General features: G+C 51.0%; 14 protein-coding genes and 1 tRNA gene. 1 reads left to right on the top strand and 14 read right to left on the bottom strand.

Features of this window, described 5'->3' with window-relative positions; all coding sequences use genetic code 11:
* Positions 1 to 29: 29 nt before the first annotated feature.
* Positions 30 to 103: transfer RNA gene (locus CFX1CAM_RS09655), tRNA-Val, on the top strand.
* A 1,257-nt stretch (positions 104 to 1,360) separates the two neighbouring features.
* On the opposite strand, the gene pnp is transcribed toward CFX1CAM_RS09655, so the two are convergent.
* From pnp to CFX1CAM_RS09580, 14 genes are all read right to left on the bottom strand, one after another.
* A complete protein-coding gene (gene pnp / locus CFX1CAM_RS09645; protein ID WP_087862827.1) occupies positions 1,361 to 3,547 on the bottom strand; it encodes a polyribonucleotide nucleotidyltransferase in 2,187 nt (728 codons plus the stop codon).
* Positions 3,548 to 3,769: 222 nt separating this feature from the next.
* Positions 3,770 to 4,042: a 30S ribosomal protein S15 gene (rpsO, locus tag CFX1CAM_RS09640; RefSeq protein WP_087862826.1), complete on the bottom strand. Its 273-nt coding sequence runs from the start codon at positions 4,040 to 4,042 to the stop codon at positions 3,770 to 3,772.
* A gap of 146 nt (positions 4,043 to 4,188) precedes the next feature.
* Entirely contained in the window at positions 4,189 to 5,148 is a 960-nt protein-coding gene (locus CFX1CAM_RS09635) for a tRNA dihydrouridine synthase (RefSeq protein WP_157891835.1), read from the bottom strand.
* On the bottom strand, positions 5,141 to 6,220 hold the full coding sequence (queG, locus tag CFX1CAM_RS09630) for a tRNA epoxyqueuosine(34) reductase QueG (protein WP_087862824.1): 1,080 nt from the start codon (positions 6,218 to 6,220) through the stop codon (positions 5,141 to 5,143). Before queG ends, CFX1CAM_RS09635 begins: the two co-directional genes overlap by 8 nt.
* A 36-nt stretch (positions 6,221 to 6,256) precedes the next feature.
* Complete coding sequence (locus tag CFX1CAM_RS09625; protein WP_087862823.1) at positions 6,257 to 6,871, bottom strand: NBR1-Ig-like domain-containing protein; 615 nt, start codon at positions 6,869 to 6,871, stop codon at positions 6,257 to 6,259.
* A gap of 150 nt (positions 6,872 to 7,021) precedes the next feature.
* Positions 7,022 to 8,182 carry an NBR1-Ig-like domain-containing protein gene (locus CFX1CAM_RS09620; RefSeq protein ID WP_087862822.1) on the bottom strand — a complete coding sequence of 387 codons (1,161 nt, stop codon included), beginning with the start codon at positions 8,180 to 8,182 and terminating at the stop codon, positions 7,022 to 7,024.
* Positions 8,183 to 8,449: 267 nt separating this feature from the next.
* Positions 8,450 to 9,718, bottom strand: a complete 1,269-nt coding sequence (locus CFX1CAM_RS09615) for an ABC transporter permease (protein ID WP_157891834.1) — start codon at positions 9,716 to 9,718, stop codon at positions 8,450 to 8,452.
* Entirely contained in the window at positions 9,715 to 10,929 is a 1,215-nt protein-coding gene (locus CFX1CAM_RS09610; RefSeq protein ID WP_087862820.1) for an ABC transporter permease, read from the bottom strand. Before CFX1CAM_RS09610 ends, CFX1CAM_RS09615 begins: the two co-directional genes overlap by 4 nt.
* Positions 10,922 to 11,833, bottom strand: a complete 912-nt coding sequence (locus tag CFX1CAM_RS09605; RefSeq protein ID WP_087863272.1) for an ABC transporter ATP-binding protein — start codon at positions 11,831 to 11,833, stop codon at positions 10,922 to 10,924. Before CFX1CAM_RS09605 ends, CFX1CAM_RS09610 begins: the two co-directional genes overlap by 8 nt.
* 200 nt (positions 11,834 to 12,033) lie before the next feature.
* Positions 12,034 to 13,197 carry a cysteine desulfurase family protein gene (locus CFX1CAM_RS09600; protein ID WP_197687122.1) on the bottom strand — a complete coding sequence of 388 codons (1,164 nt, stop codon included), beginning with the start codon at positions 13,195 to 13,197 and terminating at the stop codon, positions 12,034 to 12,036.
* Between the two features lie 110 nt (positions 13,198 to 13,307).
* Complete coding sequence (locus CFX1CAM_RS09595; protein ID WP_231940983.1) at positions 13,308 to 14,585, bottom strand: ABC transporter permease; 1,278 nt, start codon at positions 14,583 to 14,585, stop codon at positions 13,308 to 13,310.
* Positions 14,582 to 15,868: an ABC transporter permease gene (locus tag CFX1CAM_RS09590; protein WP_087862818.1), complete on the bottom strand. Its 1,287-nt coding sequence runs from the start codon at positions 15,866 to 15,868 to the stop codon at positions 14,582 to 14,584. The genes CFX1CAM_RS09595 and CFX1CAM_RS09590 overlap by 4 nt, the downstream gene beginning before the upstream one ends.
* Before the next feature lie 12 nt (positions 15,869 to 15,880).
* On the bottom strand, positions 15,881 to 17,440 hold the full coding sequence (locus CFX1CAM_RS09585) for an ABC transporter ATP-binding protein (protein WP_087862817.1): 1,560 nt from the start codon (positions 17,438 to 17,440) through the stop codon (positions 15,881 to 15,883).
* A 116-nt stretch (positions 17,441 to 17,556) separates the two neighbouring features.
* Positions 17,557 to 18,657 (bottom strand): BMP family lipoprotein, encoded by a 1,101-nt coding sequence (locus CFX1CAM_RS09580; protein WP_087862816.1) that lies wholly within the window; start codon positions 18,655 to 18,657, stop codon positions 17,557 to 17,559.
* Positions 18,658 to 18,689 lie beyond the last annotated feature (32 nt).

The raw sequence follows: 18,689 nt of genomic DNA, 5'->3' as shown, positions 1-18,689 counted from the left end.
GTATTTTTTGCTATAATGCTTTTCACGATGGGCGCGTAGCTCAGCTGGTTAGAGCGCACGGTTCACATCCGTGAGGTCGTGGGTTCGAGTCCCCCCGCGCCCATTTTGTTTTTAAATAATGTACTCAAGAGGGTTCACATCCTTTCCCCTCTGCTGCGCTTCGGGGGTGCTGCGCGAAGGTCGTGGGTTCGAGCGTTATGCAGTCCGCGCCCATTTTGTTTTTAAATAATGTACTCAAGAGGGTTCACATCCTTTCCCCTCTGCTGCGCTTCGGGGGTGCTGCGCGAAGGTCGTGGGTTCGAGCGTTATGCAGTCCGCGCCCATTTTGTTTTTAAATAATGTACTCATGGGGTTCACATCCTGCCCCCTTCGCTGCGCTTCGGGGGTGCTGCGCGAAGGTCGTGGGTTCGAGCGCTACGCAGCCCGCGCCCATTCTGTTTTTAAAATAGTGTACTCACCGGGGTTCACATCCTGCCCCCTCCGCTGCGCTTCGGGGTTGCTGCGCGAAGGTCGTGGGTTCGAGTTTGTGATAGAGATCTTTAAATTTTATAATGTTTTGGGCACCTAGCTTCGCAGACCCTGTCGAGGGCTGCTGGTTAGAGCGCACGGTTCACGTCCTGCCCCCTTCGCTGCGCTTTGGGGGGTGCTGCGCGAAGGTCGTGGGTTCGAGCGCTATGCAGCCCGCGCCCATTTTATTTTTAAAATAATGTACTCACCGGGGTTCACATCCTGCCCCCTTCGCTGCGCTTCGGGGGTGCTGCGCGAAGGTCGTGGGTTCGAGCGTTATGCAGTCCGCGCCCATTTTGTTTTTAAATAATGTACTCAAGAGGGTTCACATCCTTTCCCCTCTGCTGCGCTTCGGGGGTGCTGCGCGAAGGTCGTGGGTTCGAGCGTTATGCAGTCCGCGCCCATTTTGTTTTTAAATAATGTACTCATGGGGTTCACATCCTGCCCCCTTCGCTGCGCTTCGGGGGTGCTGCGCGAAGGTCGTGGGTTCGAGCGCTACGCAGCCCGCGCCCATTCTGTTTTTAAAATAGTGTACTCACCGGGGTTCACATCCTGCCCCCTCCGCTGCGCTTCAGGGGTGCTGCGCGAAGGTCGTGGGTTCGAGCGCTACGCAGTCCGCACCCATTTTGTTTTTAAAATAATGGACTCACCGGGGTTCACATCCTGCCCCCTCTGCTGCGCTTCGGGGGTGCTGTGCGAAGGTCGTGAGTTCGAGCGTTATGCAGTCCGCGCCCATTTTGTTTTTAAAATAATGTATTCTCCGAGGTTCACATCCTTTCCCGGGATTTAATAATTAAAAAACCTGCCCCGCATATCGAGGGCAGGTTTTTTTTTAATGCTAACCGTTTTATGGCTACCGTCGACGGCTGCGAGGGCGATTGCTGCCTTTATTCCCCTGGCTATCGTGGAATTGGGCTTCTTCCAGCGTCCAGCCTTCCAGCAGCGCCTGGCGAGAGAGCCTGATCTTGCCCTGGCTGTCGATATTGGTGACCATCACGGTGATTTCATCGCCTTCTTTGACCACATCAGTCACTTTGCTGACGTGGCTGGTATCCAGTTGCGAGATATGCACCAGGCCGTCCTGGCCGGGGAGAATTTCAACAAAGGCGCCGAAGTCAGCAATGCGTACCACTTTGCCGGTGTAGATATGTCCGACTTTAACCTCTTCCGTGAGGCGCTCGATGCGTTCGCGGGCCGCCTTAAAGCCGACCCCGTCGGTTGAAGCGATAAAGATGGTGCCGTCGTCTTCGATGTCGATGCGAGTGCCGGTTTCTTCCTGGATGCTGCGGATCGTCTCGCCGCCCTTGCCGATCACTGCGCCGATTTTATCAACGGACACTTTGATAACCTCGATGCGCGGCGCGTGATCTTTAATGTCGGAGCGGGGTATGTCGATGACTGCCAGCATTTTGTCGAGGATGTGCAGCCGGGCTTTGCGAGCTTCTTCGAGCGCCTCCGACATGATTTGCGTGGTGATCCCGCTGATTTTGATGTCCATTTGAAGGGCAGTAATGCCTTCAGTTGTCCCGGTGACTTTGAAGTCCATGTCTCCCAGGTGATCTTCCATGCCGAGGATATCGGTCAGGATGACATAATCATCGCCTTCTTTGATCATGCCCATGGCGACGCCGGAGACAGGTCGTTTGATCGGCACGCCAGTGTCCATCAGCGCCAGGGTAGAACCGCAGGTAGATGCCATCGAAGATGAGCCGTTGGAAGACATCACCTCGGAGACGAGGCGCATGGTATAGGGAAAATCCTTTTCATCCGGAAGAACCGCACGCAGGGCACGCTCTGCCAGCATGCCATGACCGACTTCACGGCGGGATTGGAACAGCCGGCCGGTCTCACCGGTGGAATAAGGCGGGAAGTTGTAATGGTGAATATAACGTTTGGTTTCCGTGGGGATCAGGTTATCGAGTTCCTGGGCTTCGCGGGGCGTGCCGAGTGTCGCCAAAGTGAGCACCTGGGTCTCGCCGCGAGTGAACAAACCGGAACCATGGGCACGCGGGCTGGTGTTGACCTCGCACCAGATCTCACGCACATCCTGCGGGTTGCGCCCATCAGGCCTGATACGGTCGGAGAGAATCCGTTTGCGGATGACCTCTTTTTCAACCTCTTCGAAGGCGTCGCCAATGTTATTTTTGAGGGTTTTCAGTTCTGTTTCGGTAAGAGTCTCAGACTTTTCAGCAGACAGTTCTTCAATCACTGCTTCTTTCAAATCTCGGATGCCATTGTACAGGTTTTCTTTAACATAGGGCTGCCTGAGAATATCCAGCAGACGGTCTACAACGGCAGGCTTAACCTGATCGACCAGAGCCTGGTCGAGGGTGGTCAGTTCGACCTCACGTTTTACCTTGCCGACTTCACGCGCCATCTGTTCCTGGATTTCAATGATGGGCTGGATGGCGCGATGCGCCAAATCCAGGGCTTCGACCATCACCTGTTCGGAGACCTCGATCGCGCCGCATTCGACCATGGCAATGGCCTGTTTTGTGCCAGCAACGATCAGGTCCAGCCTGGAATCTTCCATCTCCTTGATGGTTGGATTGACGATCAGCTCGCTGTTGATGTAACCGATGCGTACTGCGCCGATCGGCCCTGCCCAGGGAATATCAGAAATGATCAGAGCGATTGATGCGGCGTTGATGCCGAGGATATCGAGGGGGTTTTCGGTATCTGCGGAGAGCGACATGAGGATCACCTGCACCTCGTTGCGCATGCCATCGGGGAACAGGGGGCGGATCGGGCGATCGGTCATGCGGGCAATCAGGATGGCATCATCGCGGGGTCGCCCTTCGCGGCGGAAGAACGAGCCGGGAATTTTTCCACCGGCATACATACGTTCTTCGTATTCAACGTTTAGGGGGAAGTAATCGAGCCCCTCACGGATGCCGCCCAAGGTGGCAGCGCAGAACATGAGGCTGTCGCCCTGGCGAACGGTCACGGACCCGCCAGCCTGTCCGGCCAGTTTGCCCGTTTCGATGATGATCTCTTTGTCACCGAGTTTGGTACGATAAATTTTTGGGTTGGGTTGCATTACTTGTTATTCCTTTTTGTCTAATTTCCCGCCCAGTCAGGAACTGAAAACCGATGAGGCGTTGCTCCTCAGCAATTTTCAATACCCAACCGGCGGACTGCATATTAAAATAATATTTCCGCAGACAAAGCCCATCAGTATTGGTGTTGCGTACAACGATCTTCTTGCCCAGCAACCTGCTTTGTCTGCGGTGTTATTCGCGAGGTTAATAAAAACGAAGAATTATTTTTTGCGGATGTTAAGCCTGTCGGTCAGCGCCACGTAACGGTGGTAATCCTTGCGGCGCAGATAGGTCAGCAAACGGCGTCGATGGCCGACCAGTTTGAGCAAACCACGGCGGGAACTCTCATCGTGTTTATTGACCCGCAGGTGCTCGGTGAGACCTTTGATGCGGGTGGTCAGAATCGCAATTTGAACCTCTGGCGAGCCTGTATCCTCGCCATGCTGTTTGTATTGCTGAATAATTTCGTTTTTAACTTCTTTATCTAAAGCCATGACACTGCTACTCCTTAAGTATTGATATTTTGCAGGTCTCCATGCGCCCAGCCGGAACCGGACACAGGACCAGTCACAAGTTTAGATTATACCTGACGAGTTAGATTGTGCAAGATGGCGGAAAAAGGCATTAAAGTTGGGCTGCTTTACGCGCGATGATCATAATAATCATCGATCCAGCGGATGATAAAGGATGGGTCCTGGCTGTTCAGCAATGACAGCAGAGCTTCCCGGGGGATATTGTCGTGCGCCAGGTAAGCTTTGAGAAATTTTCGAAAACCAATTACCCCCCGTTCGCCATAAAACTGAAGCATCGCCTGAAGATGGGCGAGGATGGTCGTGTGAACCGTCTGTGGGGGCACATCATGGCGGTCCACGCGGCTGAAGATCCAGGGGTTACCCACAGCAGCCCGGCCAATCATGACGGCGTCACACCCTGTGATCGATTTGATGCGTTCGATATCCGCGACGGTGCGCACGTCCCCGTTTCCGATGACCGGGATGGTCAGCCCCTGTTTGAGCTCGCGAATCGGTTCCCAGCGCGCCTGGCCGCGAAATGCCTGGTTGCGTGTGCGACCATGCACAGCGAGCATGGCGCAGCCATTTTCCTCGATCGCCTGTGCAACTTCCAGGTAGTTTAGCGAATCTTCGTCCCAGCCCAGGCGGATTTTAGCGGTGATAGGTTGCGAGAAATTCTCACGCATCAGGCGGAAGATGGCAGCAATTGTTTCAGGTGTTTTCAACAAGGCTGCCCCAGCGCCGCGACTGACCACGTTTTTTGATTGACAGCCGAGGTTGATGTCGATAATATCGGGCTGAACTTGCGGTACGAGCTGCAGCGCTGCTTGTAGGATCTGTTCGGGCTGATCGCCCAGTAATTGCAGCGAGAGCGGTCGATGGTATGGCTCAAAGGCATGCCGTTTGGGGTAACGTGGGTGGTGTTCAAGCACATCCAGGGCGTTGATGAATTCGGTCACACTCATGGCGGAACCCAAACGGCGGCACAGGCCGCGAAAGGGCAGGTCGGTGATTCCATCCATAGGCGCCAAGATCAGGTCGCCGTAAATAGGCACAGTGCCGACCATTAACGTGGGTTTATCAGCCATTTGATCTTGCATCGTCGGTTTGATTCCGCTCAATTTGGTCAATTGCCCAGTACAGGGCATCCAAGACCATGGGATGTGCCTCCTTATCGAGATGATCTCTTAACAATGGAAGTGCGGTTGCTTGAGCCTGGTTACCCAAAACCACAATTGCATTCCTCACCAACCCACGCTGTTTGGGTCGGTTGAGGGCGGTGTTTTGTGTGGCAGATTTGAAATCTTCCTCATCCCAGTTCAGGATGTCGGTTAAATTCATTTGCTCTGGCAGCAGAGGCTCACCGAGCATGCTGGGCTGAGTCTGTGCCCTGATGTTGTGCGGGCAGACCATCTGGCAGATATCGCAGCCAAACAGCCAGTTTCCAACCTGGCATTTGAGAGCATCCGGAATCACCCCTTTGTTTTCAATGGTCAGGTAGCTGATGCAGCGTCTGGCATCGATGGTTCGGTCGGGCAGGATGCAAGAGGTGGGACAGGCTTCAATACAACGCTGGCAAGACCCGCATAAGTCATGTGTGAAGGGGGCGTCAACGGGCAATTCCAGGTCAGTAAGCATCACCGCCAGGAAAAAATAAGTCCCTTTTCCCTGGATGATCAGGTTGCTGTTTTTTCCGACCATCCCCAGCCCGGCCTGAACGGCAAAAGCGCGTTCAAGCACCGGTCCAGTATCAACATAGGATTTTATTTTCACCGCGCCATCTGCAAGGCTGCAAATGAGATTCTCCAATTCGACCAGCTTATTCTGGATAACCTGGTGGTAGTCTGCGGGGCGGGCATAGGCAGAAACCCTGCCAAACCCCGGAGAGATTGCGGTTAGTGAGGATTGGGGTGGGGTGTAAGGCATCGCCAAGCAGATCACGCGCTGGCAACCCTCCAGAACCAGGCTTGGATCAGCCCGTTTCGCCAGCGTGTCCTGGCGCGCTAAGTAGTGCATGTCGGCATGATGACCCGCGCGGATCCAGCGTTCAAAAGCGTCAAAATGCGGAACAGGGTGGGCAGGAGTTATACCGACATGCGTAAATCCAAGCTGATGGGCTCTGGTAGAGAAAGCACGCTTAAGTTCTGCTAAACAACGCATATCCTGCAATCGTTGTCGGGATCTCAGGTGGCTGAATCACTCCCCAACGGTGATGGTGATATTGAAATCATAAAAAGCATCACCGCTGGCGTTATACATTTTCCAATAAGAGATCTTGTTGCCGGGCGTGCTTGGGGCAACCATGTTAACGGTTAATGCCAGGCTGGTTTCAGGAGAAACAGGCAGCCAGATGTAGACCTTATCTTCTGCACCCAGACTTTCTCCGGAGGCATACTCAATATAATACTGGGTGGTCCAGGTGCTGGTGCCCGTATTTTCCAGGGTCCAGGTGACGGTGAAGGTTTCACCGGGCGCAAAACGGGTGTTATCCTCTGGTTCCTGTGCGATGATCTGTGCGCGATCAACCCCAGTGGCGGGGGTTGTTCCTTCAGTTGTTTTGGTAGGGAGAAGGATCGGTGTGTTGCTGGGCAGAACGGTGGCTGTAGCAGACGGTTCCGGAATGGGCGTTTCTGTTGCAGTGGGTCGAGCGGCTGCAGTCATAGAAGCCTGGACTTCCGCGGTCAGAACGAAACCGGTTTTCTGGGCATTAACATCCAGCTTGGGCTCTGCAGGCTTACAGGCGCTGAGGAGCGACCCCAGTGAGATGATCAGGCTTAACACAAGGATGTGTTTCTTTATTCTCTTGAGCATTTAATTTCATTCCTTCGATCCGATGATGGATTGATTAATCTTCTATTCTAGATGATGGGTTAAAAAAGTCAAGCTGCCAGGCGCAATCTACTGAAAAAGGCAAAAAGACCACCAGCGGTGGCCTTTCTTGCCGTTACTTTTGTGGCGCAATTATTTGGATTCAATCCTGGGACCAAACCACAGCGAGACGTCATTGGTCGGGCTGCCGTTGGCATCAACCATTAGAATGAATTGCACTTTCTTACCCGCCAGATGGCTCAGGTCAAACTCTACCTTGTTGACCTTCCCGTCCTGGATTTCACTCCAAGTAGCCAGGGTTTGTTCGTCCCCACCATCAATGCGAGCATTTAATTTGAATTTAACATCACATTTTTCATTTCCATAACAACCAATGGTGGCTCTGAAAATGGTGCTGCCAGGGAGGGTTATTTCCGGGTAGGTACCTCGAATCCAGCCCTTATCGGAGTAATCTGGATGAACTTGCATGCCCGGCTTGTTTTCAACGGTCTTATTCTCCAGGGTCGGTTTGTCAATCACCAAAACCCAGCCGCGATGATCGTCATATTTTCCAGGGCAGGGCAATGTTCCTGCACCGCTGGTCCATTTGACGCCCGATGCACACACGTTTTCGGTAAAATCATAGGGCAAGGTATACACATTAATTTTGACCCAGAACGGACCGTCTTTGGCGCCAATGCCAAACAGGACGCCGCCAGCATTGCGCAGTTTAAAATCACCCTGGTATGTGCCTGATGTAATTGGCGCCTGCATCTCCAGTGAGATCTGGATTGTTTGTCCGGGGGCAACAGTTCCGGTGGTGAGGGACCTGGCCGCGGGCGCACCCATGGCGTTACCACTGAAGAAAACAACATGATAATCTGCAGTCCAGGTGCATGAACCGGTGTTTTTGATAGTCCAGGTTTTGGTGAAGCCCTGTCCCGGGAAAAAATCTGTGCCATCAGGTATCGTTTCGGAAACAAAGCTCGCCTGGTCGCAGGGGATTTCTGGCGTGCTGGTCGCTGTGATGGTTGGCACGGCGGTTGGTTCGGCGGTTGGTTCGGCGGTTGGGGGACTCGTCGGCGCGAGAGTTGGCTCGGATTGATCGAGCGTGTGTGTTGGCGAAGGTGGCAGTGTAGGGGGAACCTCAGAGGGCTGAGCAATCAAAGTCTGTTTCGCCTGCACCGTTTGAGCAGCAGCAGTATTCAGCAGATCTACCTGGTTTTCCTGTGGTTTTTGCTTGGGAAAATTGCATCCCACCAAAATAAGACATAAAATCAACGTGACTATGGTCACGTACAGTGGTTTTTTCATGGCGCTTCTCCTGATTGTTGAATCATCCATTCCTCAAGTATATTATATATTGAACCGCATTAAATTTTCAACTGCATTAAATTGAATCATACGAGTTGCCAGCGCAGGTGTCTGATCAACCCCTGACGTTCGATTTATTGCTGTTTCTATGACGTAATCAATGCATTAATCGTTCCATATTGACTGGGAATTGTTATCCGTTCAGCGTGGGGATTAAAAATGGCGCTTATGCGGCTCGGATTGATTTTTTGCCAACAGCTGTGAAAATTAAGTTTTAATACTGTCAGGCAGTTTACCGCGCAAGGCTTTGATGAATAACCCAATGCTGAATTTTTGACCGGTCAGCAGCAACTGCGCCCTGAACATGCCTGAAACCGCGCGAATCAACAGGATGATGGCACCCATCGTCAGGAGGATGGTGGCCAGCAGTTGCCAGAGAGGGATCGGAGCGACAGCCATTCGGGTCATGATGGTATTGGGCGCGGTGAAAGGGATCAGGCTCAGAGCAACAGACAGAGTGGAATTAGGCTGGTTAATAATTAAGCCGATCAACATCAACGGGATCAGGATGGGAATGACCACAATGAAAGTGGCTTGCGATGCTTCTTTGACCGAGCCCACCAGCGCACCCACGCCTGCCATGATGGTGCCATAGAGTAAATAACCCAAAATGAAGAACACGATGCCCCAGATGAGAACTCCAACTGAAAGCTGGGTGTTTGCAGGTATTTTCAGCGTAGCACCGCCCAAACGCATCAATATGATCGCAGAGCCTAACCAGACCACCAACTGAAGCAGACCAACCAGACCCAGACCGAGGATTTTTCCCGTTAAAAGCTGACGCGGGTTTACTGAGCTAACCAGTATTTCCATCACTCGATTTTCTTTTTCTTTTGCCACACTGTTCATCATCAGGCTGGCAGAGGTTAGGATCAGGACATAAAACAGCATGGTCATCCCATAGGGAATATAGAAAGCGTATGGATCCTTACCGATGTCGATGCCAATTTCAGCTTCATCGGGAGCCAGATCAATATATTGAACGTGAAGGGGGAAGAAAAATGCATCAAATTGATCGATGTCTTCGCCGAGCAGGTTGTACTGGATCAAAGAATTGATGGTCCAAGTTGAATCCAGGGATGTAACCGGATTAAATTCACGGCTGATGTAACGCACAGAGCCGCTTTCCAGGTAATCCGGTTGAATGACAAAATACCCCCTGATTTTTGCGGTGAGTATCGCATCTACGGCTTCTGATTCTTGATGGAATAGGAGCAATACATCCTCCCCGAGCCATTCCGGGGAGCTGTTGACAATTTTTGCCAAATCCACGTAGCCTTGTGGCAGCTGCTCTTCAATCTGGGATACGGAAATGGAAACCCCCGATTCACCCACCGGCTCCTTGGTCTTAAGCAGAGACATAACGCCTAAAATGATCGCAGGCACTAGTGGGACCAAGATCAGTGCAAGGATGAATGAACGTCTGGTGACCGTATTTAAAAATTCGGTTTTGAGCACAATCCAGGTCTTTTTCACACTGCCTCCTGACTCTTCAACAATTCTTTAAGGGAGAGCCGTTTACCGTATTGCAGCATTCCCATACGAAAGGCGCGTCCTGCCAACACGATAGAAAGTATGGCAACGGCGATTAACACCAGGATAATCAAGACAATTTGCCAGATCGGCACTGTGGTTAAAGCCATCCGTAACATTAAGGTGATCGGTGCAGATAGAGGGAAAAGACTTAATATGATCGCCAGTGTGCCATTGGGTTTGAACATGATTGGAGTTGTAGCATAAAAAGGTATTGTGACCAGGATTGAAAAGATACCGCTGATCTGTTGGGCTTCACGCATTTCGGTCATGACTGCCCCGATAGTGGACATGATCGCGGCAATCATAACAAAAGCGGGTAGGAACAATAAAACCGTAACAGCGACTGTCTGACCTGGAATAGATATCTCTCGCAATGCAGGCCAAAATCGTCCTGCAACCAGCAGACCGATCCAGGAAAAAGCCAGCCAAACAGCCAGTTGTGTTAATCCAACACTGATGTTGCCAATGATTTTTCCGGCCATCAATTGTGTGGGGGTGACCGACGTAACCACAATTTCCATGGTGCGGTTTTCTTTTTCTTCCACGACAGCTTGCAAAAGGTAGCCACCGCTGGTCAGTACCACGATGATGAACGTGACGCCGGCAACGAAGGGAAGAACGATCAATAACCATTGATCTTGCCGCATTTCACGGCTGCCATCCAATGATACCATGGTGAACACGCTGCCCTTTTGAAGCCTTTCAAGAATAAGCGGGTCCATTGTCTGGTAGGGGTCCATGTTTTGCCGAGTCCATTGAACAAACTGACCTTGTGCTTGCTCCGAGGGCGTTTTCAGGAAGAATAACTCAACCTGACGCGATTTTGGGAAAGTCTCTGGAATGACATAGTAAGCCTGGATTGAATTGGCTTCAAGAGCACTTTGAGCCTGGTTGATATCAAAATAAGGGATGAAATCAATTGCTGGGTCAAAGAGGTTACCCTTGATTTCAAGTGGAGCAGCCTCAGCAAAAAAGCCAGAACGGTCAATATACCCGATAGGTGACCTATCAACGGAAAACAAAGCAATTGCAACAGCGATGATCACCATGGCAATCACCGCCAGGGGCAAACTCAGCAAGCTGAACAAAAACCGTTTTTCAAACACGTGCCGCGTGTATTCATATTTTATGACTTTCAAGGTTTTATTCATCCTGATCCTCCGCTTGCTTTTTGGTGACCTGGATAAAGATCTCGTTCAGGGGTGGAACAGCGATTTCAAAGGCAGATATTTCTATTCCCTGATTGATTAATTGTTTGAGCACCTGGTTAGGCTGAGCATCTTCTGAAAGCACCAGCAGTTCACGGCCATTTTGCGGCCGGATATCTTTAACACCGTCGATCGATTCAGGCAAAGGTGTGAGTGCTGTTACAAGAATGTCCCGCGAGGCAAATTGGCTTTGAATCTCCTGCAAGGTGCCGTATAGCACGCGCCGACCATGGTCAATCAGAAGAATTCGGTCACAAAGTTCTTCGACCTGGTTCATCTGGTGGGTGGACATGATGATCGCCTTGCCCTCATTGCGTTTGCTCTCGAGAATGTCTTTGACCATCTCCGTATTGACCGGGTCGAGCGCAGTAAAAGGTTCGTCAATGATAAGCAGCTCGGGGTCGTGGATCAGCGTGGCGATAAGCTGCGCTTTTTGCTGCATCCCCTTGCTGAGCTCTTTAACCTTCTTGTTGCGGACTTCATACAGGTCAAACAACTTCAGGTAATCCGCTAAAATGGGCGCAACACTTTTTTCGGGCATGCCTTTAAGGGTGGAAAGGAAGGTCAGGCAGCGATCAAGGGGAATGTCCTGGTAAAGGCCGCGCTCCTCTGGAAGATAGCCGATGCGATTCTTTTTATCATCGGTCATAGGACCGCCCAACACCGCGATTTCGCCGGCATCGGGCTCAAAAATATCGAGGATCATGCGGATGCAGGTGGTTTTACCAGCGCCGTTGGGGCCCAGCAATCCGAAAATCTCTCCCGGGTGGACGTCAAAGCTCAAATTATCCACAGCCTGGGTTGTGCCAAAGCGTTTGGAAATGTTTTGAATGCTAATGGTTGACATAAAATTCTCTTTCGGTGCTTTGAGGTTGTTCAGCATAATTTCAGATCTGGCGCTTTTTCTGGGAGTTTCCCGAGCGCATTTTCGATTATACACCCTTCAGTTGAAGGAACAGGCTCCCCATAAAGGCTCGATCAACAACTCCGGATTGAAAAAGTGTTGAAAATAGAAATATTATTATGACATTCAATATTTCTGCCGAGTTATTTAACAAAGGTTGGATCCAACGTGGAGACTGCGCGGGCAATGATTTCAACCGCGCGGTCGATGTCATCTGCTGAGGTCATTGTGCCCACAGAGAAGCGCAGGGCACCTTTGGCCCATTCGAGGGGGACACCCATGGCTTGCAGTACACTGGAGATGACGATACGGTCTGAATGGCACGCAGCTCCCGCAGAGGCGGCGACAAATTCGGAGATATTATTGAGCAGCATGCTGGCTTCAAGGTTTTTAAATGAGAGGTTGAGCGTGTTTGGCAGGCGTTCATCGGGGTGTCCATTCAGACGCAGCATACCAGAGGGCAGGGCTGATTGCAGGCCGGCATGCAGGCGATTGCGCATCGTCTGGAGGTGTTGAACGCGTTCTGGCAGGGTTTGCCTGGCTTCCTCAGCAGCTGCACCCAACCCGACAATCTCGAGGACGTTCTCGGTGCCCGGACGCAGTGCGCGCTCTTGATTCGCACCAAAAAGGATTTTTTCAAGGGTGACTCCGTGCCGGATATAAAGAGCGCCGACGCCCTTGGGCGCGTAAAGCTTGTGCCCGGCAATTGAAAGCAGATCAACACCTAATTTATGGACATCAACGGGGAGCTTTCCCACGGATTGGGCGGCATCGGTGTGAAACAATGCGCCGGTTTGACGGGTCATTTCAGCCAGTGTTCGAATCGACTGGATGGTGCCGACTTCATTGTTGGCGTGCATGATGCTCACCAGGATGGTCTCAGGGGTCAGGGCGGCAGCCAGGTCATCAGGTGAGACCTGCCCACAGGCATCAACGGGCAAAGTGGTGATCTGAAACCCCTGTGATGCCAGGTAGGTGCACACTTCGGTCACCGCCGGGTGTTCAATGGCCGTGGTGATGATATGATTGCCCCTGGTTTGGCGCGCCCTGGCGATCCCCTGGATCGCGATGTTGTTAGCTTCTGTGCCGCTGCCGGTGAAGACGATTTCATCCGGGCTGGCGCCGATCAATGCTGATACCTGCCCACGGGCTTTCTCTACAGCATGTTGGGCGATTTGACCAAAAATGTGGCTTGAAGACGGGTTGCCAAAGTGTTCTTCCAAGAAAGGACGCATCGCTGCGATGACGGCCGGGGTTAATGGGGTTGTGGCGTTGTAATCAAGGTAAATCGGGTGAATTTGTGTCAAATTCCTCCTTGCTCTGGTGGAATTGTGCGTAATTATACCGCTGATTAGAAAACAAAAACCACCTGGCGAGCTTACCAGGTGGTTATGGTTGATTCAAAGATCTTGTAGTTTTATTCTTTTTCGTAGGGTTCGCCGTCAGCGGCAGGGACATCACCTTTTCCAATAAACCCGGCAAGGACGATCATCGTGATCAGATAGGGCGCCATAGCCATAATCTGGGGTGGAATCGCGCTGCCAAGGAGCAGAAGCTTGGAGCCGATGGCATCGGCAAAACCGAAAATCAAGCCAGCGCCCATGGCGCCTAAGGGGCGCCAGTTGCCGAAGATCATGGCAGCCAAACCAATGAACCCCTTGCCTGCTGTCATGCCTTCATTAAAACGACCCACTGATCCCAGCGTGAAGAATGCACCTCCCAGGCCTGCGACAATGCCGCTCAATAACACGGCTACATAGCGGGTTTTGATGACGTCAATCCCCAGGGTATCGGCGGCGCGTGGGTGCTCTCCCACGGAGCGAAGACGCAATCCCCAGCGTGTAGAAAATAGTGCTACCTGAATGACGATCAGCAAAATGAACATCAGGTAAACAAATACGTTGGTGTTGAAAAACATCGGACCAAGGAGCGGGATGCTGGCTAAACCAGGAATGGGAAGCCGTGCAAATAGCGGCGGCGTATTCAGAGCCTGGTTCGGCTGCAAGTACTTCTGTGAGATAAAGGCTGTCATTCCCGCCGAGAAGATGTTGATCACCGTCCCGGAAATGACCTGATTGATCTTGTATTTGATGGAAAGAACAGCATGGATTGAACTGAGCAATAACCCCGACAATATCGAACCTGCCAAGCCAATCCAAGCGTTATGGGTGAGACTGCCAATTAATGAACCAACCATGGCTCCCATCAGCATCATGCCTTCGATGGCGATATTGACAACGCCAGCCCTTTCAGAAAGAACACCGGAGAACGCGCCCAGGGTAATTGGGACAGCGAGTGAAACGGCACTGGTCAGCATGCCTGCCAGGTTAACGGATTTACCGCTAGCCTGCCAGGTAACAAAGCCAAAGATGAGGCAGAGTGCACTTACGCCCACCATAGCGTTAGTTGCTCGTCCAAAGCCGCGGATGAGCTGATAGACGCCAATCAAAGTTGGGATGATTGTCAAAACGATTAGCGTTGGTAGGGCTGGAATGACCCAATCGGGCATTGCACCGATTTCGATCCCGCCAGGGGTCATAACAAATGTGGTCAGGGTGTTCGCTTCGGTGTTGAGCACAAATCCAACCAGGATGATCAGGGCGATTAACAACTCGGCAATGCCCATAAATATCTTTCTGCCCGGGGAAATTTCATAAATCCTTTTGTGTTTAATTGCAAGTGAAGTGTTCGTCACGATTGACCTCCTCCCCATCCACTGACAAAGGCTGTTTCTTCTTCTTGTTTGGGTTTACGCAGGCGGTAAAGTGTGCGGATGATTGCTGGCGCTGCTACAAACATCAAAATGATGGCCTGCATAACATCCACGATGTCGATGGGAATGCTGGAAACAACCATCATGCGGGTGGCACCATTGCGCAGGGTGCCAAACAAAATTGATGTCAGAATGACACCCAGAGGATGGTTGTTTCCAATTAAAGCCAGGGCGATGCTGTCAAACCCATACCCAGAAGATAGACCAAGAGCCATACTGCGATTAACAGCCAGAATTTGGACGCCTCCGGCTAAGCCAGCCAGTGCGCCTGAAATTGCCATGCCGAGCATGTAAGATTTTCCTACACTCAATCCGGCATATTTAGCCGCCCGTGGATTAGCGCCCACTATTCGAAGATTTAACCCCCACTTGGTCTTGAAAAGCAACCACCAAATCAACCAGGCGACCCCCAAAGCAATAAAGAAACCCAGATGGATACGAATGGGGTTTTTGAAGAATTGTGGGATTTGTGCGCTTTCCTCAATTATAGGACTGATCGGCATGCCGCCAGAACCTGGACGTGTCATTGGTCCAGAGAGCAGCCATTCGGTCAGGCGGAAGGCAATATAGTTCATCATAATGGTGTTGATCACTTCGTGCCCCCCTGTAAGGGCTTTTAACAAGCCGGGGATAAATCCCCACAGGGCACCGCCTAATGCGCCTGCCAGAAAGGCAAGAGGCATGTGAATGATAAAGGGCAAGCCTTTGATGGCATAGCCGACGAAGGTTGCACAGGCAGCACCGATGAACAACTGCCCTTCAACTCCGATGTTGAACAAGCCAGCCCGAAAGCCAAGTGCAACAGCCAGTCCAGCAAAAATATAAGGTGTTGCCTGTACCAGGCTTTCGAGAAAGGGATTTACAGCCGCCCGTATCAGGCGGTCATCGCCTGAGCTAATTGCATTGATAATCCGGACCGGGTCACCAATTGAACCGGTGAACAAGGCTTTGTAAGCGGTAAACACCTCTTTACCAATCGCAGCCAGGCCTTCACCGAAAGAATGACTGAAGGCTTCATAGACTGAGGAACTGGTTGCAACAATCAATATGGCGCCGATGATTAACCCGGTCAGGATCGCAAGTGCCGGGATGGAGATCACATTCCAAAAAGAGCGTTTATGTCCGGTGGGCTCGCCTTCGGGTTCGTTAATCTCCTGAAGCAAGACCTGACCTGCTTCTTCAAGTTTTTTAAGTTCACGTTTCATAAGCGCGCCCTCCTAAAAGGTCTTTTCTACAAGGCGTTCTTCTCTGGCGGTAAACCCTTCTTCTGGTATTTCGCCCGCCATCATCAGACCAACCTGCTCTTTGGTTACCATATTGCTATCGACAATAGCCAGTATCTTGCCACGGTACATGACAGCAATTCGGTCGGAGAGCTCCATGACCTCGTCCAGTTCAGGTGAAACGAGCAATACTGCACAACCTTCATCACGTTTTTGTACAATGCGTTTGTGGATATATTCGATAGAACCGACATCCAGGCCGCGTGTGGGTTGCGAAGCCATTAAAAATTGAATAGGACGAGAAAGTTCCCGGGCGATGATCACTTTTTGCTGATTGCCACCTGAAAGGTTACTGACGGGGGTTAATGCGGTGGGTGTGCGGATGTCAAAATCGTGGATCAGGTGTTGTGCGTGTTCGAGGATGGTTTGATATTGCAAGACGACACCTTTTGAGAAAGGTTCTTTATAATATGTGCATAAAACCAGATTTTCTGCGGTCGGGAAAGGCAATACCAGCCCGTCCGCTTGTCTGTCTTCGGGAACATGAGCTGAACCCAATTCAGTGATCTGGCGTGGGGTGGCGTGGGTGATATCCTCCCCTAAAAGTGTGATCAAACCTCCGGAGTTTTTGCGTAAACCAGTAATGGCTTCAACCAGCTCAGTTTGACCGTTGCCCTGAACGCCAGCTACACCGACAATCTCACCGGAACGCACTTCTAATGAAACGTGGTCTACCACGATGTTTTTGAATTTGTCAACAACAACCAGGTCCTGAATGCTAACGACTACGTCACCCGGGACCTTAACCTCTTTTTCAACAACCAGGTTCACCTCACGACCGACCATCATGGCTGCCAGGCTGTTCTTATCGGCTTCAGCCGGTATGGTTTCTCCGACCACTGTGCCCAGTCGGATGACCATGATGCGATCAGCTACTTCAAGTACTTCGCGTAGTTTGTGAGTGATGAAGATGATCGATTTGCCCTGCTTGGCGAGAGACCGCATAATTGCAAACAATTCATCTGCTTCTTGCGGCGTTAGGACAGCAGTAGGTTCATCGAAAATTAAAATTTCTGCTTCGCGATAGAGGAGTTTAATAATCTCTACCTTTTGCTGAATACCGACGGGAATATCCCTGACCATGTCATTGGGATTTACTGGCAAATTAAATTGCTCTGAAATCTCCAAAATCTTTTTTGAGGCTTCGGCACGATCAAGAAAATCTCCAAATTTCACTGATTCTTGCCCCAGCATGATGTTTTCAGCCACAGTAAACACCGGAATGAGCATAAAATGCTGATGGACCATACCAATGCCGGCTTGGATGGCATCGGTTGGCGAATTGATCACAGCCTTTTTCCCGTTGATGAAGATCTCACCCTCATCAGGTTGATACAGGCCATAAAGAATGTTCATCAGGGTCGATTTTCCGGCGCCATTTTCGCCTAAAAGCGCCAAAATCTCACCCTTTTTCAGTGTGAGGTTGATATGATCGTTTGCGAGTACGCCGGGAAACTGTTTGGTGATTCCTTTTAGTTCAAGAACAAATTCCATACAATCCCCTTTTCTAGTTCAAATTTTTACACGGAGGCTTCGAGTTTGCAAACAGGTAATAATAGAAAACTCGGGTTGGAGATCATCTCCAACCCGATTCGATTATTTACTTGTTCTTATTTAAGTTTGATTTTGCCAGAGATGATGTCTGCCTGGATCTGCTCGAGTTCGGCTTTAATATCTGCTGGGACCAGGTTGTCAAGGTCATGGAAGGGAGCGATTTTCACACCGCCATTTTCAAGCGTGCCAATGACATTCCCGCCAGCAAAGCTGCCGTCGATGACAGATTCGATCACCTGATATGTGGTGGCGTCCATCATTTTCATCACAGAGGTGAGGGTGATGGCAGCATATTCGGGAGCAGTCAGGTACCAATCCGAATCAACGCCGATCAGATAAGCGTTTCCGCGTTCCTGGATAGCAGCAGCCGCACCAAGTCCAACGGGGCCAGCCACGGGCATGATTACGTCAGCGCCTTCGTCCATTAAGGAGATAGCCAGCTCACGACCCTTTTGCTGATCGTCAAAGTCCATCGAGAACAAGCCTTTGGTTTCATCTTCCAGATCGTAGCCGAGGACAACAACATCGGTTCCTTTGACGGAGTTGTAGTAATCAACACCTTCGACAAAACCCTTCATGAAGATGGTGACGGTAGGAATTGGCAAACCACCAAAGGTACCCACTTTTCCGGTCTTTGTGACGGCAGCAGCAGCATAGCCAGCCAGGAAACCAGCCTCATCGGTTTGGAAGAGTTGTCCAACGACGTTGTTAATGGCTGGATCGTAAGCAAAGTCGACGATGGAAAACTTGTTATCCGGATAATCGCCAGCAGCTGCAGCAGTGGCATCGGCAATCAAAAAGCCTACGGTGATGATCAAGTCACAGTCTTCTTCGATGAATGCATTGAGGTTTTTCTCGTAATCGGCAACTTCCTGGGATTCGAGGTATTTTCCTTCAATGCCAAGACCCTTAATGGCATCTTCGATGCCTTTCCAGGCGGTCTGGTTGAATGATTTATCATCAATACCGCCAGTATCCGTGATCTGGCAAACCAGAAGTTTTTTCTCTTCAACTACTGGCTCTTCAACCACCGGCTCCTCTACAGCCGGAGGTGCCGTTTCAGGTTCCTCTGCTTTGGGTGCGGCAGGGGCGCAGGCAGACATTAACATGCTGCCAATCATAAGAATAGCAAAAACGAACAGAATTTTCTTGGACATAAGATCCTCCTCCTTTAATTGGATATGGTTTT

This window comes from Brevefilum fermentans (assembly GCF_900184705.1).
Taxonomy (GTDB): domain Bacteria; phylum Chloroflexota; class Anaerolineae; order Anaerolineales; family Anaerolineaceae; genus Brevifilum; species Brevifilum fermentans.
Note: the sequence above shows the minus strand (reverse complement) of the source record. Positions and strands in the feature narration are given on the sequence as shown.